Source organism: Glaciecola siphonariae (genome assembly GCF_042652645.1).
Lineage (GTDB): Bacteria > Pseudomonadota > Gammaproteobacteria > Enterobacterales > Alteromonadaceae > Glaciecola > Glaciecola siphonariae.
Genome location: NZ_JBHSGU010000005.1, coordinates 91131 through 111023, shown reverse-complemented (window position 1 = coordinate 111023; position 19893 = coordinate 91131). Strand labels below are relative to the sequence as shown.

At 41.9% G+C, this 19893-nt stretch carries 20 protein-coding genes; 13 read left to right on the top strand and 7 right to left on the bottom strand.

The window, feature by feature from the left end:
• Positions 1 to 306 precede the first annotated feature (306 nt).
• The 4 genes from ACFO4O_RS11680 to ACFO4O_RS11665 all read right to left on the bottom strand — a co-directional run bounded on the left by ACFO4O_RS11680 (position 307) and on the right by ACFO4O_RS11665 (position 6084).
• Positions 307 to 1911 carry an alpha-L-fucosidase gene (locus tag ACFO4O_RS11680; RefSeq protein WP_382408711.1) on the bottom strand — a complete coding sequence of 535 codons (1605 nt, stop codon included), beginning with the start codon at positions 1909 to 1911 and terminating at the stop codon, positions 307 to 309.
• 367 nt (positions 1912 to 2278) lie between these two features.
• Complete coding sequence (locus tag ACFO4O_RS11675) at positions 2279 to 4924, bottom strand: type I restriction endonuclease (RefSeq protein WP_382408709.1); 2646 nt, start codon at positions 4922 to 4924, stop codon at positions 2279 to 2281.
• Positions 4925 to 4944: 20 nt separating this feature from the next.
• Positions 4945 to 5490: a recombinase family protein gene (locus tag ACFO4O_RS11670; RefSeq protein WP_382408707.1), complete on the bottom strand. Its 546-nt coding sequence runs from the start codon at positions 5488 to 5490 to the stop codon at positions 4945 to 4947.
• A gap of 387 nt (positions 5491 to 5877) precedes the next feature.
• Positions 5878 to 6084, bottom strand: a complete 207-nt coding sequence (locus ACFO4O_RS11665) for a helix-turn-helix domain-containing protein (protein WP_382408705.1) — start codon at positions 6082 to 6084, stop codon at positions 5878 to 5880.
• 123 nt (positions 6085 to 6207) lie between these two features.
• Between ACFO4O_RS11665 and ACFO4O_RS11660 the strand changes: the two genes are divergently transcribed.
• The 3 genes from ACFO4O_RS11660 to ACFO4O_RS11650 all read left to right on the top strand — a co-directional run bounded on the left by ACFO4O_RS11660 (position 6208) and on the right by ACFO4O_RS11650 (position 8361).
• A complete protein-coding gene (locus tag ACFO4O_RS11660) occupies positions 6208 to 6723 on the top strand; it encodes a hypothetical protein (protein ID WP_382408703.1) in 516 nt (171 codons plus the stop codon).
• On the top strand, positions 6723 to 8108 hold the full coding sequence (locus ACFO4O_RS11655) for a DEAD/DEAH box helicase (RefSeq protein WP_382408701.1): 1386 nt from the start codon (positions 6723 to 6725) through the stop codon (positions 8106 to 8108). The genes ACFO4O_RS11660 and ACFO4O_RS11655 overlap by 1 nt, the downstream gene beginning before the upstream one ends.
• A 73-nt stretch (positions 8109 to 8181) precedes the next feature.
• Positions 8182 to 8361 (top strand): hypothetical protein, encoded by a 180-nt coding sequence (locus tag ACFO4O_RS11650; protein ID WP_382408699.1) that lies wholly within the window; start codon positions 8182 to 8184, stop codon positions 8359 to 8361.
• Positions 8362 to 8676: 315 nt separating this feature from the next.
• Here the strand turns inward: ACFO4O_RS11650 and ACFO4O_RS11645 are convergent, their stop codons facing one another.
• On the bottom strand, positions 8677 to 8880 hold the full coding sequence (locus tag ACFO4O_RS11645) for a MerR family transcriptional regulator (protein ID WP_382408697.1): 204 nt from the start codon (positions 8878 to 8880) through the stop codon (positions 8677 to 8679).
• A gap of 32 nt (positions 8881 to 8912) precedes the next feature.
• A complete protein-coding gene (locus ACFO4O_RS18115) occupies positions 8913 to 9005 on the bottom strand; it encodes a hypothetical protein (RefSeq protein WP_465253834.1) in 93 nt (30 codons plus the stop codon).
• A gap of 158 nt (positions 9006 to 9163) precedes the next feature.
• Between ACFO4O_RS18115 and ACFO4O_RS11640 the strand changes: the two genes are divergently transcribed.
• A complete protein-coding gene (locus tag ACFO4O_RS11640; RefSeq protein WP_382408695.1) occupies positions 9164 to 9592 on the top strand; it encodes a methyltransferase family protein in 429 nt (142 codons plus the stop codon).
• A 191-nt stretch (positions 9593 to 9783) separates the two neighbouring features.
• Here ACFO4O_RS11640 and cadR read toward each other — a convergent pair whose 3' ends face one another.
• On the bottom strand, positions 9784 to 10176 hold the full coding sequence (cadR, locus tag ACFO4O_RS11635; RefSeq protein WP_382408693.1) for a Cd(II)/Pb(II)-responsive transcriptional regulator: 393 nt from the start codon (positions 10174 to 10176) through the stop codon (positions 9784 to 9786).
• 111 nt (positions 10177 to 10287) lie between these two features.
• On the opposite strand from cadR, the gene ACFO4O_RS11630 reads away from it, so the two are divergent.
• The 9 genes from ACFO4O_RS11630 to ACFO4O_RS11590 all read left to right on the top strand — a co-directional run bounded on the left by ACFO4O_RS11630 (position 10288) and on the right by ACFO4O_RS11590 (position 19179).
• The gene (locus tag ACFO4O_RS11630) at positions 10288 to 10476 is read left to right on the top strand and encodes a hypothetical protein (protein WP_382408691.1); all 189 of its coding nucleotides are present in this window, start codon (positions 10288 to 10290) and stop codon (positions 10474 to 10476) included.
• 65 nt (positions 10477 to 10541) lie between these two features.
• Positions 10542 to 11177, top strand: coding sequence for a cation efflux transmembrane domain-containing protein (locus ACFO4O_RS11625; RefSeq protein ID WP_382408689.1), 636 nt, complete (start codon positions 10542 to 10544; stop codon positions 11175 to 11177).
• Entirely contained in the window at positions 11174 to 11545 is a 372-nt protein-coding gene (locus ACFO4O_RS11620; RefSeq protein WP_382408687.1) for a DUF3703 domain-containing protein, read from the top strand. The genes ACFO4O_RS11625 and ACFO4O_RS11620 overlap by 4 nt, the downstream gene beginning before the upstream one ends.
• Positions 11526 to 12437 (top strand): cation diffusion facilitator family transporter, encoded by a 912-nt coding sequence (locus tag ACFO4O_RS11615; protein ID WP_382408685.1) that lies wholly within the window; start codon positions 11526 to 11528, stop codon positions 12435 to 12437. Before ACFO4O_RS11620 ends, ACFO4O_RS11615 begins: the two co-directional genes overlap by 20 nt.
• 74 nt (positions 12438 to 12511) lie before the next feature.
• Positions 12512 to 12910, top strand: coding sequence for a hypothetical protein (locus ACFO4O_RS11610; RefSeq protein ID WP_382408683.1), 399 nt, complete (start codon positions 12512 to 12514; stop codon positions 12908 to 12910).
• Positions 12911 to 12977: 67 nt separating this feature from the next.
• Positions 12978 to 14333, top strand: a complete 1356-nt coding sequence (locus ACFO4O_RS11605) for a TolC family protein (protein WP_382408681.1) — start codon at positions 12978 to 12980, stop codon at positions 14331 to 14333.
• Positions 14330 to 15271: an efflux RND transporter periplasmic adaptor subunit gene (locus ACFO4O_RS11600; RefSeq protein ID WP_382408679.1), complete on the top strand. Its 942-nt coding sequence runs from the start codon at positions 14330 to 14332 to the stop codon at positions 15269 to 15271. Before ACFO4O_RS11605 ends, ACFO4O_RS11600 begins: the two co-directional genes overlap by 4 nt.
• A 78-nt stretch (positions 15272 to 15349) precedes the next feature.
• Positions 15350 to 18460, top strand: coding sequence for an efflux RND transporter permease subunit (locus ACFO4O_RS11595; RefSeq protein WP_382408677.1), 3111 nt, complete (start codon positions 15350 to 15352; stop codon positions 18458 to 18460).
• 125 nt (positions 18461 to 18585) lie between these two features.
• Positions 18586 to 19179 carry a methyltransferase family protein gene (locus ACFO4O_RS11590; protein ID WP_382408675.1) on the top strand — a complete coding sequence of 198 codons (594 nt, stop codon included), beginning with the start codon at positions 18586 to 18588 and terminating at the stop codon, positions 19177 to 19179.
• Positions 19180 to 19893: the final 714 nt, after the last annotated feature.

Sequence of the window (19893 nt, the reverse complement as noted above, 5' to 3'; positions counted from 1 at the left end):
GTTGTTGATGTGATGTATATAAACTCAAGCAAGAATAGCTTAAGTAGAACAAGCTGTACGTGTTTGATATTACTCTTATTATTCGTAGATTACCAACATCAGGATCACGCTTTTACTGTAGCAAATTTGCGTCAGTCAGCTTAGATTTATTGCGTTTACAGCGATGTTACATTCGCCTAACAAAAAGCGCCCCTCAAATCTTGAGCGGCGCTTTTTAGAATCTGCATGAATGTATGCGTGAGTATTTGCATAGCTATTTGTGTAAGGATGTACGTCAACCCATGCTCGTGATGTTCTACGGCAACATCAGTCTAGCTTTAGCATCACTACCGGATTACCTGCACTTGGCACGTCATTTAATGTAATGCGAATGCCGGTGTCGGTTTTGTCAAAGCCTAGCTTATTTCCCTCACTGTCAATCACGCTTTGAATGGACTTGCTGGTAGCATCTGCGTCTGTCGTTATATCTACCATGCCGTCTTGCGCACTTAACACAAATACAAAAGTGCTATCGCCTTTTTGCGTAGAGGTATACACCCCTTCGTTTACGTAAGGTCCTGCTCTTGTGCCATACACGCCTTCGCTATTTGCTTTTATCCACTTACCAAGAGTGCGGATAATATCTGCTTGGGTTGCATCAAAGCTACCGTCGGGCTTAGGACCTAAGTTAATAAGGTAGTTACCGCCATCGCCAATGGTTTTTGCCAGATCAATAATGACTTCGTCGCTTGAGAGCAAGCGCGGCGTTTTATTGTACGACCACTGCGCTTGGTCAATGGTTACCCATGCTTGCCAAGGGTTAACGCTCTTGCCAAATACATGGCTTTCTTTTTGAATCCAGTCAACCATGCGTTCGCGCTCGTCAAAATCGCCCGCATAGCGCTGCCAATCCCACATGTTCGTATTCGGGTCGAGGTATTCTCTGCCCACGTCAGTGCGGTTGTTAACTATCACTGTAGGGTCGAGCAAGCGCAAGTAGGCATACAAATGACTGCCCAAGTCATGGTTCCATGTTGGGTCCCACTCACCGTCTAACTGAATAATTTTGGCGCCGTAATCTACTATAAGCTCATGCAGCTGTTGCTTCATAAACATGCGATAGCGCTCAAAGTTTGGCGTGGTGCTGTCGGTGGGGTAAAGCTCTCCGGGCCCACCATGGTCGTATGGCTGATAGTCGGGATGATACCAATCAATAATGGAGAAATAAGTGCCAAATACAATGTCGTTTTGTTTGGCTGCGTCTACCAACTCGGCCACAATATTGCGCTTAAATGGCGTATTGGCTATGTCGTAGTCGGAGTGTTTGGAATCCCAAAGGGCAAAGCCGTCGTGATGCTTAGACGTAAGCATGATGTACTTCATGCCGCCCTCATGCATTAAATCCATCCATGCTTGGGCGTCAAATTGAGTTGGGTTAAATTGTTTATAATAGGCGTCGTATTCTGCCTGCGGGATTTCTTTACCGCGCGACCAACTAATTTCTTTACCGCCGATGCTGCTCGGGCCCCAGTGCACACTTAAGCCAACCTTCATATCTTGAAAATCTGCAATGCTTTTTGGGTGGGTATACACGCCGGGGTTTAGGTCTCCGCCACCTGGTTTAGTGGGCTTTTCGAGAATATAAGTTGCGGTGTTTTGTTGTGCCTGAGTTTGCGCCTCGGTTTGCGCTTGTTCGTTTGCGTAACTTCTGGCGGAGCCAATGCTTAACACTACAGCAAGAGAAAGTGCTGAAGCGCCAAGCTTAGCCAGTAGTCTTTGACGGTTTTTACCCGCTAAGTTCGGTGATGTTTGTGCAGCTTGTATAGCATGGCGCGTTACGTTGTGTTTTGTGCTTTCGTTAGCGCTCGGTTCTGCGCTCGGTTTTGTGAGCGTTGCTATTAGCCGGTTTGCCGGCCGCGATGGCGTTTGCATAAATCCTCTTCATTCAAAATAAAAAAAAGCATGCCCTAGTATGCAAGTACTAAGCGCATGCTTCTTATCATTTATTTAACAAAGAGTTTACGTTTTATGATTTGTCACAAACGTCAGTCACAAAGGTCTACATAGTTTTCATTTACCCTTGAGATTCAGTTCTGGAAAAAATCTGGAAACGTAAGCTCAATATATGTTTCACGAATTTTCCAGATTTCGGAAAAATTGGCAATAAATCAAACCAGAATTAAACGTCTGGAAAACAAATTTCCAGAATAATTAGGCCGAATATCGGTTTTACGTTACTTGGTTTTGGCGAAGTTCTAACGTTAACTCTAAAAGTGGCTTGAAATATCAGACAGAGCTTTCAATCAAAAGCCCTTAGTTGAAAACGACCGTGTTTGTTATTGTAATCAATGATTTCTACACTCAGCCAATCGCCATTTTCCATGTCGTCAAAACATAAGCTTCCATTAAAATTTGACTTATGCACCCATCCTGACCCATTGAGCGAGAACTCAACAATTAAACCTGCATTTTGAACAGAAACCACTTGCCCTTCATGAACTGACCCAATTGGGTAAAGTCTTTCTAACTCAAAAACCTCGTTAAGTTTCACATCATTATTAGCTATTAGCTGCACATAATTGAAAACCTCTGAGAACTTATCAAGATGAGCGATATCTGACTCTTTTAACACTGGAACGGAACCCACAAAAAATCGTTCTTTATATTTAATCATGTAATCGAGTAACAACTTAGAGTTCAATATTGCAGTTTGCCTAGAAGAAACACTAAATTTACCATTACCAATTATGTTGTCTTTGATGCCTGCGGCTACCTGATTCTCTCGAAAAAATGTATCTTCAGAAATTGCTGATAGGTAATAAATATTCTTAAGTAAATCTAAATGTATGAAACCTGATGGTGCTATTGAAATTAAATCGTCGTCGGCAACATGGCTATCCTGAGATTCGGTGTAAATACAGCCTGCGTCAGCTAAAACAGATATCTCACTTAAAGCTCTTTGGTGTGAATGCCCACTTTGCTGCAGAGTTTTAAGAAGGTCTTGAATCTTATGGAATCCCCGAATTTTATTAGGACCGAACTCCCGACTTTTACTCTTTAGAAGCTCTAAGATGGAAATACGCATAAATGGGTCTGGAAGAGCGTCTTCAACATAAGAGTGAAATAGGCTCTTTATATAAGAAGCCGAATCGTCGTAGTACTTTCGGTTTCCCTTGAATAGGATTTTTGAAACGTAATTCACAGGTATTTCAAAATGCCCATCGCTTTGCCTTATTTTCAGTATCAAATCTTCCGGTATGTGTCCGCTTTTGCAAAAATCTAGAACAATCTCAAGGCCTTTTCGGATGTTCCTGCCTGCTAAGCCAACAATGATTCGTTTGAAAAATTGCTCTTGGAATAAAGCCGTAATGATGCATTTGAAATATCTTTCCACTTCACTTTTATCGCAATCAACTCTAATACCGTTCGAAAGAGTATAGGAAAAGTTCTGGGAGTGATAAGAAAGAGAACGTGAAAGAAAGCTCAACCTCTCGTATATTACTCTTTCTAGAAGCGGAGGATCGATCCTGAAAACAAGATCCTTTATTACGGTATCGAGCGGTGCTACGTTTCTATATTGGTCGTATGTAGTGTCTCTCAATGGCAAAAACACAATACTGCTGAAAGACTTTTTAAGCCAAGTAGCGACCTCAAACATGAGTAGTTGGTCGTTTTTGTTACCCTTGTCACAATTATCCAGAACAATAACTGTGGTTTTTGAAAATTTACGTTTCAAATAAGATATTGTTTGATCGAGTGTTTTCTCTAGATCATTTTCTAAATCTGCTAGTTTTTCAGAAAGTAATTGCCTATATTCTAATGAGTCTTCAGAAAAAAGAGCTGCCCGACCTTTTTTGAGTTTTTCCAGATCATCTTTGTAAATTTCTAACATCGTTTCGAGGCTATCAAAGTCTGTTTCCGGCAATACGTCTTTGATCCTTGCAATGCAGCTTTTCAGCGTCCAATCATAAATTTTTTCTCTACTTAGTGGCGCGTAGTTCAGGTTTAAATTTAACCAAACAGTTTGATTTCTAATATCTTCTGGTAGCGCCTTTAATTTTAAATAGTCCGTGAATGTTGACTTACCTGATCCTACACTTCCGACAAGTAGACAAACTTCATGAGCAGAGCCTATATGCTTAGACAATGATGAGATAATTTCTCTAGGCTTTTCGGTATTCTCAATTTGTGTACTGTTTTTTGATGCACTAGGTAATGAAGAACGAACTATTTTGTCAATTGGTGAAACATGCGATAGCTTTCTTTTCGACGTCACATACGCATTTTCAGCAATTGCATTCCGATCTTCAAATGTGTCTGGATTGAACAGATACTTATACTCAATTGAAACATTTGCACCAAAGGAGTTATCTCCAACTGTCTCATTGATAATCGACTGTCCACCGAGCATATGTTTTGGTTTAAAATAACGAGCTGTTTTTTTAATTCCTTTTAGAAATTCAAATACATTTTTTTGCAGAGTTCGATATGAAGCTAATTCTAAAAGCTCACCAAATTTAGGGTCTGTTGAAACAAGGTTTTCTAGAGTAAGTGTTAGCGCAGGATGCTCACTGTCCCAGAAACCTATCTCAAGGATATTGCCGTCGGTAGCGATAATTAAAGTGCAAGGATTGGAGTTCTTAGGATAGGAGGAATTTATCTCTGCTGCATAAAGCCTTCCTTCTCTATACGCCTCACCGAGCTCACCAGGCGCCTTTGCTTCAATAATCGCCAAAGGAACTCCATCGATGACTATCGCATAATCAGGATAGTAGAGTTTGCTTTTGTTACCTTTGTCTATTTTGATTTTTTTTATACTTTTTTTTGTTACAAAATCACGATCTGCAAATCCTAAGCCGAAAGGCTCTTCAGCTGTGAGCAATTGGTATATAAATTTTTGCTCAACATCACTTTCAGTTTCTAATTTTATCTCTCTATAACTCATGCTTACGTTCCCTATATTTGTCATGATAGCGCCTTGTTAAGTGTCGGGCGGCTTACACAAAAGTGCTTAGCAACTTCTGTTTTTGTCATTCGAGGATCTTGTAACATTGCACGCGCCTTCTTGATATCAGATGGAGACATCTTAGCTCTTCGTCCCCCTTTCCGGCCTCTAGCTCGCGCAGCGATTAATCCAACTTTTGTTCGTTCGGATATTAAACGGCGTTCAAACTGAGCAATTGCTCCAATCATATGAAACACTAACTCACCGGTTGCAGTAGTGGTATCAATATTCTCATGTAGACTAGCGAACTTGATATCCTGTTTCTTGAAACCATCTAGCAATTTAATGAGGTCTGACAGTGACCGTCCTAGTCGGTCAAGTCTTTGCACAACGACGATGTCTCCATCCCTGAGATTATCTAGCATTCGTACCAACTCTGTTCGATTACTAGACCTACCGGACAGTTTCTCCAAAAAAATCCTTTCACAGCCTGCAGCTTTAAGAGAGTCAATTTGTGCATCTTCGCATTGATCATCAGTGCTTACTCGAGCATAACCAATTTTCATAAACAAAAAGCCCGTTTTCTTTACATAGATAACTTTACGAGTTGTTTTACAGCAAAGCAACAAAAATTAAAACTAATATGAATTCGGAATATAAGTAAAATAAACGGTCGTTTGTTAACTATGGTGATTTTTTCAATAATATTGGAGATTTTAGACCTATACATTCTCCAGCTTGGCGAGATAAGAATTTAATTAACTACTTTCTTTTGGAATTCAATACTTGTCGAAAGTATCTGAAGAAAAAACCACAAACAAGTACAAGTAGTGACTTGGTAATAGAGTTTTCAAAACAAGAAATAAAAATGGGCTAACTAACAGAACCCCTATGGCAAACAATAGAATACTTTATTGGGAAAGAAGGTTGAATGTAAGTTTTCGGCAATATAGCTAAGGAAGTAACGTTTTAGCGTCACAACCGATAGCTGTAGCTAATGCATAAAGGGCTTCCAAGGTTATGTTTACCTCTCCTCTTTCTATTCGACCAACATAACTTCTATCAATTTTAGCTTTAAGGGCTAATCCCTCTTGAGAGAAACCTTTTTCTTTTCTTATTTGCCGGATATTTGTGCCAACTATAGTGGCTAATTTGGACATTTGGGATTCTTTAAATCAAAAACAATAATATCGCTAGTTGCGGCTTTATTATCCACGGACTATAATCCGCATTTGTTTCTTTATTTAGTTGAAATTAATCGAATAGACCGAAAAAGGAAGGTTATGGCCAGAGGATGTTATAAACCTAATAAGAACTTGTATAATACTCTATTAAACCAAGGAAGAGTCGTATATACAGTTACTGGGATAAGAGATTTGCTTCTCAAATCAGGTAAAGAAAAGCGTAATAAAAGTGATATGCGTCGATGGATTAACGGGCAGTTCAAGACGCTGTTAAAGCATGGGCTGATTGAAAGCTCGCCATCTATTGGCAAGCGCGCTCAATTCAATAATACCGATAAACTGTTCGACACTAATGAGAATATTGAATTTAATGAGCAAGCTATCGAGCAAATGATCCCACTCAACCAACTTACAATGTTGAAAAAAAGATTGCGAAACTATCAAATGGATATTTTAATAAGTTCTGGCGAAACCAAGGAGTGCGAGGAGATTGCAGAACTCATCCCAGCAATGCGCAATAAAGTCCAAAAACAATACAACGTTGCCAAAGAGAATAATATTGAGCTTATCGGCCGCATAAAAGTCCTTGAAACACTTATCTCTGAGTTTGAATAATGCAACTTAGAAAATGGCAAGCGGATTGTGCTGATAAGGTTTTAAAAAAATTTTCGGAAGAACGCCAACACTTTCTCTGTCTTGCCACGCCGGGAGCCGGTAAAACGATAATGGCTGCAGAGGTAGTAAAGCGATTGTTTCATGAAAATAGGATCGACTTTGTGATTTGTTTCGCTCCTTCTATTACCACTTGCAACGGAATGCGACGCACTATAGAGCAAACAATCTCAGCTTCTCTTTCGGGTAAAATTGGAGCATACGGCGCGTGTGTTACCTATCAGTCCCTTAGCCATCAAGATTCTGCTTTTTGGAACATTTTCAAAACACATAGAACAATAGCGATTTTTGACGAAATACATCATTGTGGAGGCAGCAGCTTTACTGACTCAAATATTTGGGGCCAACACATATTAGTAAATATTCAAAATAAAGCTACGTTCACCTTAGCACTATCCGGCACACCATGGCGCTCAGACAAAAAGCCAGTAACGTTATCTAAATATAGTGATAAAAATGGTCGGATAGTCTGTGATTATAAATTTGGGCTAAGTGCAGCCATAGAAGAAGACGTTTGCCGCACGCCTCATGTTACTGTCATTGACAACGACAAGATTATCGTGGAAAACGATTTAAAAGAAAGAAGTATTTACAAAAGCATCGCGTTAGCGCTAGAAAAGTCAGAAGTTGCTTATCAATCAATAATAGAGTCAGATGCTGTGATAGAACATTGCCTACTAGAAGCAAGTAATAGGCTTAAAAGAATAAAAACTTCAGACGCCAATGCGGCAGGTCTTGTTGTTGCTTACTCAATTACACATGCTAATAAAATTGCTCAAATTCTTAGAGTAAAACTTAACAAAACAGTTCAAGTTGTTAATTACAAAGATAGTGAAAGTGCAAACATAATAGATCGTTTTCAGCGTACCAATATTGAATGGCTTGTGTCGGTTGGTATGGTGAGTGAAGGCACAAACATACCTCGTCTTCAAGTTTGTTGTCATCTTACTAGGATCAAGACTGAGTTGCATTTTAGGCAGGTGCTCGGAAGAATAATGCGTTTAAGTGCTGAAGATAACAACAGAGAAGCGCATTTGTTCGCACCGGCACAACCAAAGTTAGTAGAGTATGCAACACGACTTACTTGTGATATTCCCAATTCGACATTTGCTAGAATAGTAGTTGAAAAGCCGCTGAATGTAATCCTATTGCCACCAAAAGTGGTAGATGAAGCACCTAAAGATAATCTCGATAGTACTCGGATTCTGCAAAAGCAAACGTCTAGCATTTCTGTTTTAACACCAGATTCACCGACGAGTATGGCCGACGCTTTTTTCGGAAGTCTATTATTTCGCGGAAGGTTTACAAAAAAATTGATTAACTATTAAAAATCTCGTTACTTAAAACTCACATAGATTATAAATTGCACAACATTCTTATAACCATCAGGAGGACAAATCCATGACTGAATCAGACGCTGCAGAGATTTTTTCGAGTATAGAACTATCCGTTGCAGGTGCTGTTATTGTGCGAAGAGGAGGAATCTATAAAATCACATACTCGGCACGCGCAGCAGCCATATTGATAGAAGCTCAAGCACAAATCGAGGAACACATTGCAAGTTTAGAAATATCTAGATAAAGAGGCTTTGGTGTTTTTAGCTGTGCTAGCACGACTATTTGCTCTCGGCTCTTTTTGGCTTAAACCTGCAAAAAGACAATAGCTGGTTGACTGACGGCAACCTCCATCGATAACCGGTCAAGTTGAAACTTTGATTCGTCGCGCAATAAAACCTCTTTTCGACTGCTGTAAGAGCTGACTGGCAGGTCCAGTTCACACCAGACGTGAACTATAATTCTCCTTCTGTTTCATAGTAAGTAAAACCGAATAAGTTTGTATGTCACCGCTTCAAATCTTTACTCACAATTTTGTAGCTTACAACCTACAAATACCAAACTAACTATGCTCACTAGTACACAACTCATACTTCGCCAGCGACTCAATTACATAACACCCCTTATCATCACATCCAGATAGCATGCGGCTGAGTTGCTTTTCCATTTCCTTAAGTAAGGTTATTTTAGTTTTAACATTTTGTAGATGAGCGCGCGCAACATCATCTATTGCCTGACAGCTATTTGAAGAAGCGTTTTGTAGCATTAATAAGCTTTCTATGGCCTTTATCGAAAAGCCTAGCTTGCGCGCATTTTTATAAAAGATAGACGCTCAATTTGCACACCAGTATAACGTCTTTGGTTTCCGCAGGTTCTTGTCGGTTCTGGCATAATCCCAATTTTTTCATATTATCGAATGGTAGGTACTTTTACATTAAGTTGCTTTGAAAGCTCACCAATTGAAAACATTTTTAATAGACCCCTTGAACCTCTAGTTACTAGAGCAATTATATTGCACTTTTTTTTGCAAGCACCAGTGGATAAGACTTATGGCAATATTACTTTCAACTTGTTTCATTCTGTTTGCGGTTATTGGACGCATGCTGATGCAATATCACTACACCCGCGATCACGGCTTACGTTTTTTAAGAGTTTCCAGTCCGCTAGCTGACATTGTTTCCACTTCAGGGTTAGTTATATCTTTTGCAGTAAGTATCGGACTGATTTGGCTTGAAACGATAGGGCTTTTTGTGTTGAGCGTCGTTTTTTCTGACAACCTTCGATACCTCGCTCCAGCAGTAAGTGCGAAAGGTATTATTATTGTATTGATTGCGCAAATTCAAATGGGACGCTCGTGGAGCATTGGGGTTGACCATGGAGAAAAAAACCTTATAAAAACGGGCTTATATCGGTATTCTAGGAATCCCATTTATCTGGGAATATTTTTAAATTGGATTAGTATGTTGTATCTGTATTGATTATTTCGTAAGAAAAATAGAATAACCGTACTTATTGAAAACCCATGGAGTAGATTACAAAAACTACATAAATACTACCCGCCGATATTTTGGCAAGTGATCTAGTCAAATTAATTTGAGCACTGAACAAAAACTGAATTTAGGCGTGGCGTTCTTCGAAGTCACTGGTATCCAGTTTTCACAAACCCACATCAGCTCCCAGTAAGCTCACTTAAAATACCGCACTCTTTGATTGTTTTGTTGGCATCGCAGGATTGAGCCATTTGCTCAAGTGTTAATTTCAGGGAGGATAACTCCTTTATTTTTTCGTTCACTTGGCAAATGTGCTCGTCTATGAGTTTGTTCACACTTGAACAGCTCTGCTCTGGATTGTTCTTATTATGGATCAGGGTTTCAATTTCCTTCATTGAAATGTCTAGCGAGCGACACTGCTTGATGAAAATCAATTCATCTAACAAGGTTTTATCATAGCTTCTGTAATTAGCTTCAGTGCGCTTGGGCTTGGATAATAGACCTTTTCGCTCATAAAACCTGATTGTTTGAATACTGCAACCTGAGCGTTTCGCCAACTCACCAATTTTCATAACACATCCACTCTTGACTCTATTCTAAGTATAGACTTTATACTTCACTTTACTGTTTGTAAAGCAAACGCACTTTTTCATAAACTAATTATGTCAGTAACAAGAGGATTCATGATGAAAGTATTTTTTGTGTTACTAGGATTGGGAATTACAATTGTGTCACTCACGCACGGTTTCTTCTCTGATATCAATATGCTTCATAGCTTGCTAGTGCATCCAATCACCGTGTTATTCGGGCTGTTGTTTGTTGCGCTTGGCTTGAAAGGTGCTAAAAAAACCAAATTACAAAGAAATGATTAAGAAGGCTTGACCCTATACCATGTATAGACTTTACACTGTGTCTAAATAATAGCGCTGGGGGCAATATGAGTGGATGTGGATGCGAAGTCACGATTAATGATAAATCACAAAAACGTGTACTTTATTGGCTATTAGCTATCAATGCTGCCATGTTCATCATTGAGCTAGCCGTAGGGCTGTTGGCTGATTCCACGGCATTAATCGCTGACTCAATGGATATGCTTGCAGATGCCGTTATATATGCCATTGGGATTTATGCCGTGGGTAAATCCATTATTCACAAAGCCAACGCAGCCAAAGTCAGTGGGTATTTTCAATTAATGCTTGGCGTGATTATTCTCATCGACATCATTCGTCGCTTCATCATGGGGAGCGAGCCTGTATCCCATCTTATGATGGGAATGGGAGCAGTAGCCATGGTGGCAAACGTGATGTGTTTATCGATCATTCGTAAGCACAAAGATGGTGACGTAAACATGCGAGCCAGTTGGATATTTTCTGCCAATGACGTGATAGCCAATATGGGCGTGATTGCAGCAGGTGTATTAGTGCTATGGCTTGATAGTCGCCTGCCAGATCTAATCATTGGTATGGTTGTTTCAATCGTTGTGCTGCGCGGTGCTTGGATGATACTCAAAGACGCCACAAAAGAATTAAATGAAAATCAAAATGCGAACACACTATCAGGAGGCCAGTCGTGACTTTTTATCAAGCAGCTAAACCATTTGTACAAGAAAAGCTTAACGCATATTCGAACGCACTTTCCGAAGGTAGAGGTAAGGACGCATTTCGACATTTAGAAGATGCACATGTGATTGGACAACACTCGACAAAGCTTCATTGCGTGGCGCATTTTTACATGCTCAAACACGGACTCAAACATGGCGACGTAAAAGAATGCTTAGGTCAAGTCTTAAGGCTTATCGGCGCATTTACAAAAACTGCCGTAGGTTTTATTCCAAATGGCAATACAGGCGGTGCTAACATTAGCCCATTTAAACCGCTACCTATCAGCCAAAGTAACCAAATAATATTAGATAAGATCAAGCATGCACAGTCACAATCATAGTCATCACCACAATCATTCACACGGGGGTGAAGCATCCAAACGCATCGGTTGGGCGTTTTTTCTTAATGTGGTCTTTACCATTATCGAGTTTATTGGTGGTTGGCTCACCAATAGCACGGCCATTATGGCCGATGCGGTGCATGACTTAGGCGATAGCTTGTCAATCGGCACGGCATGGGGCTTAAACAAACTGAGTGATAAAGAGGCTAACAAGACTTTTTCATATGGTTATAAGCGCTTTTCCTTGTTAGGTGCATTAATCAATGGTTTGGTATTAATTACCGGCTCGGTATGGATTTTGTTTGAAGCCATTCCGCGTTTATCTAACCCTGAAATGCCACAAGCTGAAGGTATGTTGCTGCTATCTATTTTTGGTATTGCCGTCAACGGTTTCGCGGCGTACAAACTGAGCGGTGGCAGTACGCTTAACGAAAAAGTGCTTAACTGGCATTTGTTAGAAGATGTATTGGGTTGGGTAGCCGTGCTCATCGTCTCTATTGTGTTGATGTTTAAGCCGTGGGCGATACTCGATCCGATATTATCGATTGGTTTTACACTCTTTATCTTATTTAATGTAGGCCGTAATCTAAAAGAGACCGTACTGTTGTTTTTGCAAGCCACACCCGATAAGAAGCAATTGGAAGAGGTGCGCAATATTCTATTAGAAAGTGATAACGTGGACAGTGTGCATCATTTCCACATTTGGTCACTCGACGGTGAGCACAATGTGATGACTGCACATATACAGTTAACGCAGAATATTTCATTGCAAACCATGAGCGAGTTAAAAGAGGCGCTTAGGGCGTCTCTTGCTAACTATGATTTTGTGCATACGACCATCGAATTTGAATTTGCTGATGAGGCGTGCAGAGATGAGGCAGATGCGCTTTAGCGATTTTCGTTAACAGATAAATCCTGTGCATTATGCTATGCTTCACACGCCAAACTATGGAAGAACAGTAATAGATGTTTAAAACAAAAGCGACGAGTTATTTAGTGATCATGCTGATTTTATGTCAGTCGTTCACGGCTGTCGCCAGTCTATTGGACTTTCATACGCTTGATGTTACGCATTTGTCTGAAGTGCACAATCATGATGAGCACGATGGGCACAACGCAAGATCACTTCTTGAAGCTGTTATCAACTCGCCGTCACAAGATTCATCTTCATCAGTAGATAATATCCACAATCCAGCAGATTGCCATCACTGCGGTCATTGCCATGGCTCTCATACCCAATGGGTGGGGGATTCATCAAGTCTCAAACCATTTTTAGTCAACGAAGGTCACGCCTTTTTCTATCTGTCAAAAGTCATTGACGCCCCAATCTCGCGCTTACTTAGGCCGCCCAAATACACCTCCTAGTTATATCAAATCTTGGTTCGCTATCTCGGTAGCGGGAAATATTTTTTGAAATAGTAGGATGTAAACAATGACATTTTTATCATTGAAACGCTCGGTGCGCACCTGCGCCTTGAGCGTGTATAGCATAGCTGTTTTTGCCTATTTGCCTGCCCATGCGCAGCTGCAAAGTAACAGCGAAACAAAGTCAATAACCTTAGAAAGTGCCATCAAGCGCACTTTGGCAAATGCACCTTATTTGCATGAATTTGCCTTTAAGCAGCAAGCGCTCGAAGGCGAGTTAAAAACAGCAGCACTCAAACCTGAATTAAACGCTGGCATTGAGCTTGAAAACTTTTTGGGTACTGGTGAGGTCTCTGGCATAAAAGATACCGAGCTTACCTTAAGCTTATCATCGGTGATTGAGTTTGGAGATAAACTACAAGCGCGAAGTGACTTTACTAGCGCCAAGTCACAAGTGATTGAGGCACAAAAGCAAATCCGAACCTTGGATATTCTCGCTGAGGTCACCCGCCGCTATGTGGATGTATTGGCGCAGCAAGCCTTAATTGAAGCTTATGAAGAAGCACAAGCATTAGCGATATACACTTATCAATCGGTTGCAAAACGTGTTGAAGCAGGCGCATCTCCCGCATTTGAACAACAACGCGCCGATGCAGCACTGGCGCGTGCAAGGCTTGAAGTACTCACGGCTAAACAAACCCATGCGGCGATGATGAAAAGCCTCGCCATTATGTGGGGCGAGCAAGCACCACGCTTTACTAAAGTGGAAGGCAATTTGTTTGCATTGTCAACATCGCCATCTCTTTCGGTTTTATTTGAGCAAGTCGCCAATAGTCCAAACATTGATGTGTTTGCACAGGAATATCGACTCCAAGAGGCGCAAGTCAGGCTAGCTCAATCGGCTAATCAAGCTGATTTGAGTTGGACAGCGGGCATTCGGCGTATGAACGGTATTGATGAAACCGCCTTTGTGGCAGGGGTCAGCATGCCCTTGTTCGCTAGCGAGCGAAACTTGGGTGAGTACGAGCAACAAAAAGCCGTGCTTGATCAAATAGAGCAACAACGACAAGGCGCTGCCTTAGCGCTTTTTCACCAACTCAATACGGCACTCTTGGCAAGGAATAATGCATTGCTTAATGTACAAACATTGCAAGATGCAATTATCCCTCCACTTGAGCAAGCCTTGACACTGGTGGAGCAGGCTTACCTTGATGGTCGCTTTAGCTACCTTGAGTGGGTGAGTACACGTCAAGAACTGCTTGATGCAAAACAAGCCCTTATTCACTCAGCAAGACAAGCCCATCAGCGAGCCGCTGATATTGAATCGTTAACGGCAACGCTGTTATCTAGCACTTCGGCAACATCGGCGCAGTCTGCTTTACCCACATCATCAGTCCCTAATTTTCAGCGAGTGTCAAAATGAAACGTTCAACACTAACCATCACTATTTTATCCTCATGCAGAGTTGCCTTATTGGCAAGCGCATTACTCATTTCTTTTGCTGCTATCAGTGGCGAGGGCGACCATGACGATGAGAAAAAAGATGAGCATCGCAATGAGTTTGTAACCATGACCCAAGAAATGGCAGCACAAGTGGGTGTAACGACGCAAGCGGTAAGTGCAGGCACCCTTAACATTACCAAGACAGTGTATGGTAATGTTGTTACCGATCCTGCCTCGCTCAGTCATATTCGCGCCAGATTTGATGGCGTGGTCACACGCGTTAATGCCAATTTAGGCGACAAAGTCAAAAAAGGCGCTGCACTGGCAGTCGTTGAATCCAATGAAAGCCTGAAAAGCTATTCGCTTACCGCCCCCTTTGCGGGCACTGTCATTGCCAGACATGCAAACGAAGGTGAATTGTCTAATGGACAAGTGCTCTTCTCATTAGCGAATTACGACAGCGTGTGGGCGCAGCTTAAAGTGTTTCCTAATCAACTCCGTTCAGTCGCAGAGCAACAGGCTGTGCAACTCACACTGGCCGATTCAACGTTTGATACCGTTATCAGTCATATTTTGCCCTCACCTGATGAGCAACCTTATGTGCTTGCTTACGCCAACATTGACAATACCTCCGGACATTGGCCGGTTGGTGCTGCTGTGTTAGGTAATATCACGATTGATACGCTTGATGTTTCTATGCTTGTGCCTAAAACAGCGATACAAGAATACGAGGGTAACAATGTGGTCTTTGTTAAAAAGGGGGATGAATACCACCCTAAGCCTGTCAGTCTAGGGAAACAAGACGCTGATAACATTGAAGTGCTAAGCGGTATTGCAGTATCGGATGTAGTGGTTGTGAACAACAGTTTTCTGTTTAAAGCCGACTTGGAAAAATCGGAGGCCGGACATGATCATTAATCATCTGAACTTTCTGATCCAACGCATAAGCGCTTACCTTGTTTATAGTGATGGCAATTGCGATAGAGGAGTACTTGTATGATTGAATCCATATTAAGGACCTCCATAGAGCGCAAAGGCTTGGTGCTGATGCTGACCTTTTTGGTGATGGGTTTGGGCTTTTTCAGTTATAACAAGCTACCCATTGACGCAGTGCCTGATATCACCAATGTACAAGTGCAAATCAATACTCAAGCAACAGGCTATTCACCGCTTGAGACCGAGCAGCGAATTACCTTTGTGGTGGAAACTGCGCTAGCAGGCTTACCTAATCTATCTTACACCCGTTCGTTGTCGCGCTATGGTTTATCGCAAGTCACGGTGGTGTTTGATGAAGGCACCGACCTTTACTTTGCGCGTAATCTTATCAATACCAAATTAGGTGCGATAAAAAGCCAACTGCCGCAAGGTTTAGAGCCAGAAATGGGACCGATTGCCACTGGCCTCGGTGAGATATTCATGTATACGCTTCGCGCCGACCAAAACGCCCGGCAAGAAAATGGCGAGGCCTATGATGCTATGGCTCTGCGAGAAATCCATGACTGGATTGTAAAACCGCAGCTCTCATTAGTAAAAGGCGTTACTGAGGTCAATGCTATCGGGGGCTATGTAAAACAATATCACGTCAATCCTGAGCCACTCAAAATGCTCAACTTTGGGGTAAGTCTTGCTGATGTTCATGAAGCTTTAGCTCGCAATAATGCCAATCAAGGGGCAGGCTTTATTGAGCGTAATGGGCAGCAAATACTGATCCGTTCGCAAGGGCAGTTACAAACCATTAGCGATATTGAAAACGTTGTGGTCAAACGCGTTAATTCTATTCCTGTCACGGTGAAAGACATTGGCAGCGTGGCGATTGGCAAAGAGCTTAGAACCGGCGCAGCTACGCAAGAAGGGGTAGAAACCGTGCTTGGTACAGCGATGATGATTGTGGGCGGTAATTCCCGCGCTGTGGCACAAGCAGTCGCTGACAAGGTAGGTGACATACAAGCAAGTCTGCCCAGTGGGATTGTGATTGACCCTGTCTATGACCGAACAAAGCTTGTCGATAAAGCGATTGATACAGTGCAAAAAAACCTCGTAGAAGGTGCATTACTGGTCATTGTGGTGCTCTTTGTATTGCTGGGTAATATTCGTGCGGCGCTAATTACCGCTGCCGTAATTCCACTTGCGATGCTTGCGACCATCACGGGTATGGTCAATTATGGTGTATCGGCTAACTTGATGAGCCTAGGCGCACTGGATTTTGGCCTGATTGTCGATGGCGCTGTGATTATTGTAGAAAACTGCATTAGGCGATTATCCGAAGCCCAAAAGCGCTCAGGTGGCGTATTGCCATTAAAAGAGCGCCTAGAGTTGGTTTTTCAAGCCACGAATGAGGTGATATGGCCTAGTTTGTTTGGTGTGCTCATCATCACGGTCGTGTACATTCCGCTATTTTCATTAACAGGCGTAGAAGGCAAGATGTTCCATCCCATGGCCGCGACTGTGATTATGGCACTGCTAGCAGCGATGGTGTTCTCAATCACTATTGTGCCTGCGGCGGTTGCCATGTTCATGACAGGCAAAGTCAGTGAAAAAGAAAGCCCCATCATAGTGGCGGGCAAGTCGGTGTATCGACCTATCTTGCGCGGCGCACTTAAATTCAGATGGTTTGTCTTGGCGGGCGCTGCATCACTTGTCGTGGTCAGCATTGTAATGGCAACGAGACTGGGTACGGAGTTTATTCCGCAGCTTGATGAAGGTGATATTGCACTTCATGCTATGCGCATCCCCGGCACGGGGATTGAACAAGCCGTGTCGATGCAAAAAACACTTGAAGATAAAATCATGAGCTATCCGCAAGTGAAAACCGTGTTTGCCAAAACCGGCACAGCGGAGGTAGCGACCGATGCTATGCCGCCTAATGTGACCGACACCTTTGTGATGTTACATCCACGTGATGAATGGCCTAACCCCAGTCTCTCTAAAGCTGAGTTTGTTGAAATGTTAGAGCAAGACTTACAGGAGGTGGCAGGAAATAACTATGAGTTCACTCAACCTATTCAGATGCGTTTTAACGAATTGATAAGCGGTGTTCGCTCAGATTTAGGTATTAAAGTATTTGGTGACGATTTAGATACTTTGGTCGCCTCGGCTAACGACATTCTCAGCGTATTACAATCCATAGATGGCGTAGCAGATGCACGGCTTGAACAAGTCGACGACATTCCATTATTTACCTTTAACCCTAAATCTATTGCTCTAGGGCGATATGGATTGGATGTCACTGACTTGCAAGCGTGGTTAGCATCAGCAGTGGGAGGCAATAGTGCAGGGCTGATATTTGAGGGTGACCGTCGTTTTGAATTACTGGTGCGCTTTGATGAACAAACGCGAAGTAATTTAGAGGCAATTGGGAATATTCCTATCGCGATACCCGATGGCGGTTTTGTGCCTTTGTCGGAGGTAGCTGAATTAGGCTATTCAAGCGTCCCGAATCAAATTAGCCGAGAAAATGGTAAGCGACGAGTGGTCGTCACCGCCAATGTGAGAAACCGCGATTTGGGCAGCTTTGTTGATGAAGCTAAAACCCAAATAGCTGAACAAGTGGATTTGCCAGCAGGCTACTGGCTCGACTATGGTGGCACCTTTGAACAGTTAGAAAGCGCGAGTCAGCGTTTATCTCTGGTGGTACCTGCTACCTTGTTCGTCATCTTGGTGCTCTTAGTGGTGGTGTTTGACTCGCTGCGAGATGCATTTATTATATTCACCGGTGTTCCGCTTGCATTGACGGGCGGCGTGTTCTCACTGTGGCTGAGGGACATGCCATTGTCGATATCCGCAGGCGTGGGGTTTATTGCGCTCTCTGGTATTGCGGTACTAAATGGTCTTGTGATGTTGTCGTTTATAAAGCAACAGTTCAAAGAAACAGGGGAGCTCATCACATCTATTGTTGAAGGGGCCATTACGAGATTGCGTCCTGTTTTAATGACCGCATTGGTAGCAAGCCTTGGGTTCGTGCCCATGGCGCTCAACGTGGGTACTGGCGCCGAGGTACAACGGCCTTTGGCAACAGTGGTAATCGGGGGGATAATATCGTCAACCTTGCTTACACTGGTAGTGCTGCCTGTACTCTATCGACTCGTGCATAGTAAAGGGGAACAGTAGTGTTCTTGGGCATTTATTCATTAATGCCCAATTTTTACCAGAACGATTTTTAGGTACCTATTGACTCTATATTAAGTATAGACTTTACAATCATATTCTTAACGACATATACGATAAGGATTGATATGGTTTCGCTTATTTTAATTAGTAGTTTTTTATTGCTAGCCGTCCTCGGTAGGAGCTTTGTACAATATAAGAGAAATGGTGATTTTGGTATCAGAGCAGCATCTAGAAACGCACCGTTAATAGAAATTTTGCCAGGGGCTATATTCGTGGTTACATTTTGCCTAGGATTTGGTCTAATTCTTTTTGGTTACTTAGGACGCGTGCCCCTCATATTTGTTCCTTCAACTCCATTTCAACTTCTCGGCTCCTTGATTGGCGCTTGCGGAATTGCTGTAACCTTGTTGTCTCAAATTCAAATGGGAGATTCATGGCGTATTGGGGTTGACCAGAAAGAAAGGACTTCACTGATTACTCACGGGATTTACGCAACGTCTCGCAACCCCATTTACTTCGGTATTTTCCTACTTTGGATTGGAGTATGTATAACGTTCCCTCATATACTGCTTTGGGCATGTGCTTTTGTATGTTGGATTTGCATTGAAGTGATTGTTCGAAAAATTGAAGAGCCTTATTTGAAGAACGTGCATGGCGATGATTTTCTAAAATATCAGTCCAAGACCAACCGATACATACCAAAGCTTTTGCGATTTTAGTGTTGACGCTTAAATACTAAGGACTTTCGTACCCTACATTTTTTAGGGTGATAGCTGACTATTGCGATCGCCTATTTGGGGTCGTAACTTTAAAAAGTCCAACTATGACGTCTGTGATAACGTCAGCAAATTTAGAGCACTTTCAATGAGTATTATGGTTTGAAATATTTATGGAAAAGATGATTTAAATTGTCCTGCTTAATTCAAAAAACTAAATTCTATTTACCTATTTCGTATTTTTCGATGCGACAGCTCTTTTATAAATCACGTCTGACTGACCGCTCCAGCAGTAAAGCAAGCTTTCTCTGAGAGAGAAATAGCCGCATTTGGCACTGAACGAACACACAAATTAATAAATAATCGATCAAAATTACAATATCTTGAGATTCCGGTTTGGCTCAAAAGCACCACTTCTTAAATACCCAAATATAAGCTTCCAACCAACTGATACTTTTGACTGTTCAATTATTTTTTCAATTTCCAGCCCTAGAATGCAAATAGCCGTTAAAACTCACATAGATTATAAATTGCACGACATTCTTATAACCATCAGGAGGACAAATCCATGACTGAATCAGTCGCTGCAGAGATTTTTCGAGTATAGAACTATCCGTTGCAGGTGCTGTTATTGTGCGAAGAGGGGGAATCTATAAAATCACATACTCGGCACGCGCAGCAGCCATATTGATAGAAGCTCAAGCACAAATGGACTTG

What these genes read in the sequence shown, in the direction of transcription:
- ACFO4O_RS11600 (WP_382408679.1), top strand. Translation starts at nt 14,330, where the DNA reads ATGAAACGTTCAACACTAACCATCACTATTTTATCCTCATGCAGAGTT.
- ACFO4O_RS11650 (WP_382408699.1), top strand. Translation starts at nt 8,182, where the DNA reads ATGACTGAATCAGACGCTGCAGAGATTTTTTCGAGTATAGAACTATCC.
- ACFO4O_RS11655 (WP_382408701.1), top strand. Translation starts at nt 6,723, where the DNA reads ATGCAACTTAGAAAATGGCAAGCGGATTGTGCTGATAAGGTTTTAAAA.
- ACFO4O_RS11610 (WP_382408683.1), top strand. Translation starts at nt 12,512, where the DNA reads ATGTTTAAAACAAAAGCGACGAGTTATTTAGTGATCATGCTGATTTTA.
- ACFO4O_RS11680 (WP_382408711.1), bottom strand. Translation starts at nt 1,911, where the DNA reads ATGCAAACGCCATCGCGGCCGGCAAACCGGCTAATAGCAACGCTCACA.
- ACFO4O_RS11675 (WP_382408709.1), bottom strand. Translation starts at nt 4,924, where the DNA reads ATGAGTTATAGAGAGATAAAATTAGAAACTGAAAGTGATGTTGAGCAA.
- ACFO4O_RS18115 (WP_465253834.1), bottom strand. Translation starts at nt 9,005, where the DNA reads ATGCCAGAACCGACAAGAACCTGCGGAAACCAAAGACGTTATACTGGT.
- ACFO4O_RS11640 (WP_382408695.1), top strand. Translation starts at nt 9,164, where the DNA reads ATGGCAATATTACTTTCAACTTGTTTCATTCTGTTTGCGGTTATTGGA.
- ACFO4O_RS11625 (WP_382408689.1), top strand. Translation starts at nt 10,542, where the DNA reads ATGAGTGGATGTGGATGCGAAGTCACGATTAATGATAAATCACAAAAA.
- ACFO4O_RS11590 (WP_382408675.1), top strand. Translation starts at nt 18,586, where the DNA reads ATGGTTTCGCTTATTTTAATTAGTAGTTTTTTATTGCTAGCCGTCCTC.
- cadR (WP_382408693.1), bottom strand. Translation starts at nt 10,176, where the DNA reads ATGAAAATTGGTGAGTTGGCGAAACGCTCAGGTTGCAGTATTCAAACA.
- ACFO4O_RS11605 (WP_382408681.1), top strand. Translation starts at nt 12,978, where the DNA reads ATGACATTTTTATCATTGAAACGCTCGGTGCGCACCTGCGCCTTGAGC.
- ACFO4O_RS11645 (WP_382408697.1), bottom strand. Translation starts at nt 8,880, where the DNA reads ATGCTACAAAACGCTTCTTCAAATAGCTGTCAGGCAATAGATGATGTT.
- ACFO4O_RS11660 (WP_382408703.1), top strand. Translation starts at nt 6,208, where the DNA reads ATGGCCAGAGGATGTTATAAACCTAATAAGAACTTGTATAATACTCTA.
- ACFO4O_RS11630 (WP_382408691.1), top strand. Translation starts at nt 10,288, where the DNA reads ATGATGAAAGTATTTTTTGTGTTACTAGGATTGGGAATTACAATTGTG.
- ACFO4O_RS11595 (WP_382408677.1), top strand. Translation starts at nt 15,350, where the DNA reads ATGATTGAATCCATATTAAGGACCTCCATAGAGCGCAAAGGCTTGGTG.
- ACFO4O_RS11665 (WP_382408705.1), bottom strand. Translation starts at nt 6,084, where the DNA reads ATGTCCAAATTAGCCACTATAGTTGGCACAAATATCCGGCAAATAAGA.
- ACFO4O_RS11670 (WP_382408707.1), bottom strand. Translation starts at nt 5,490, where the DNA reads ATGAAAATTGGTTATGCTCGAGTAAGCACTGATGATCAATGCGAAGAT.
- ACFO4O_RS11615 (WP_382408685.1), top strand. Translation starts at nt 11,526, where the DNA reads ATGCACAGTCACAATCATAGTCATCACCACAATCATTCACACGGGGGT.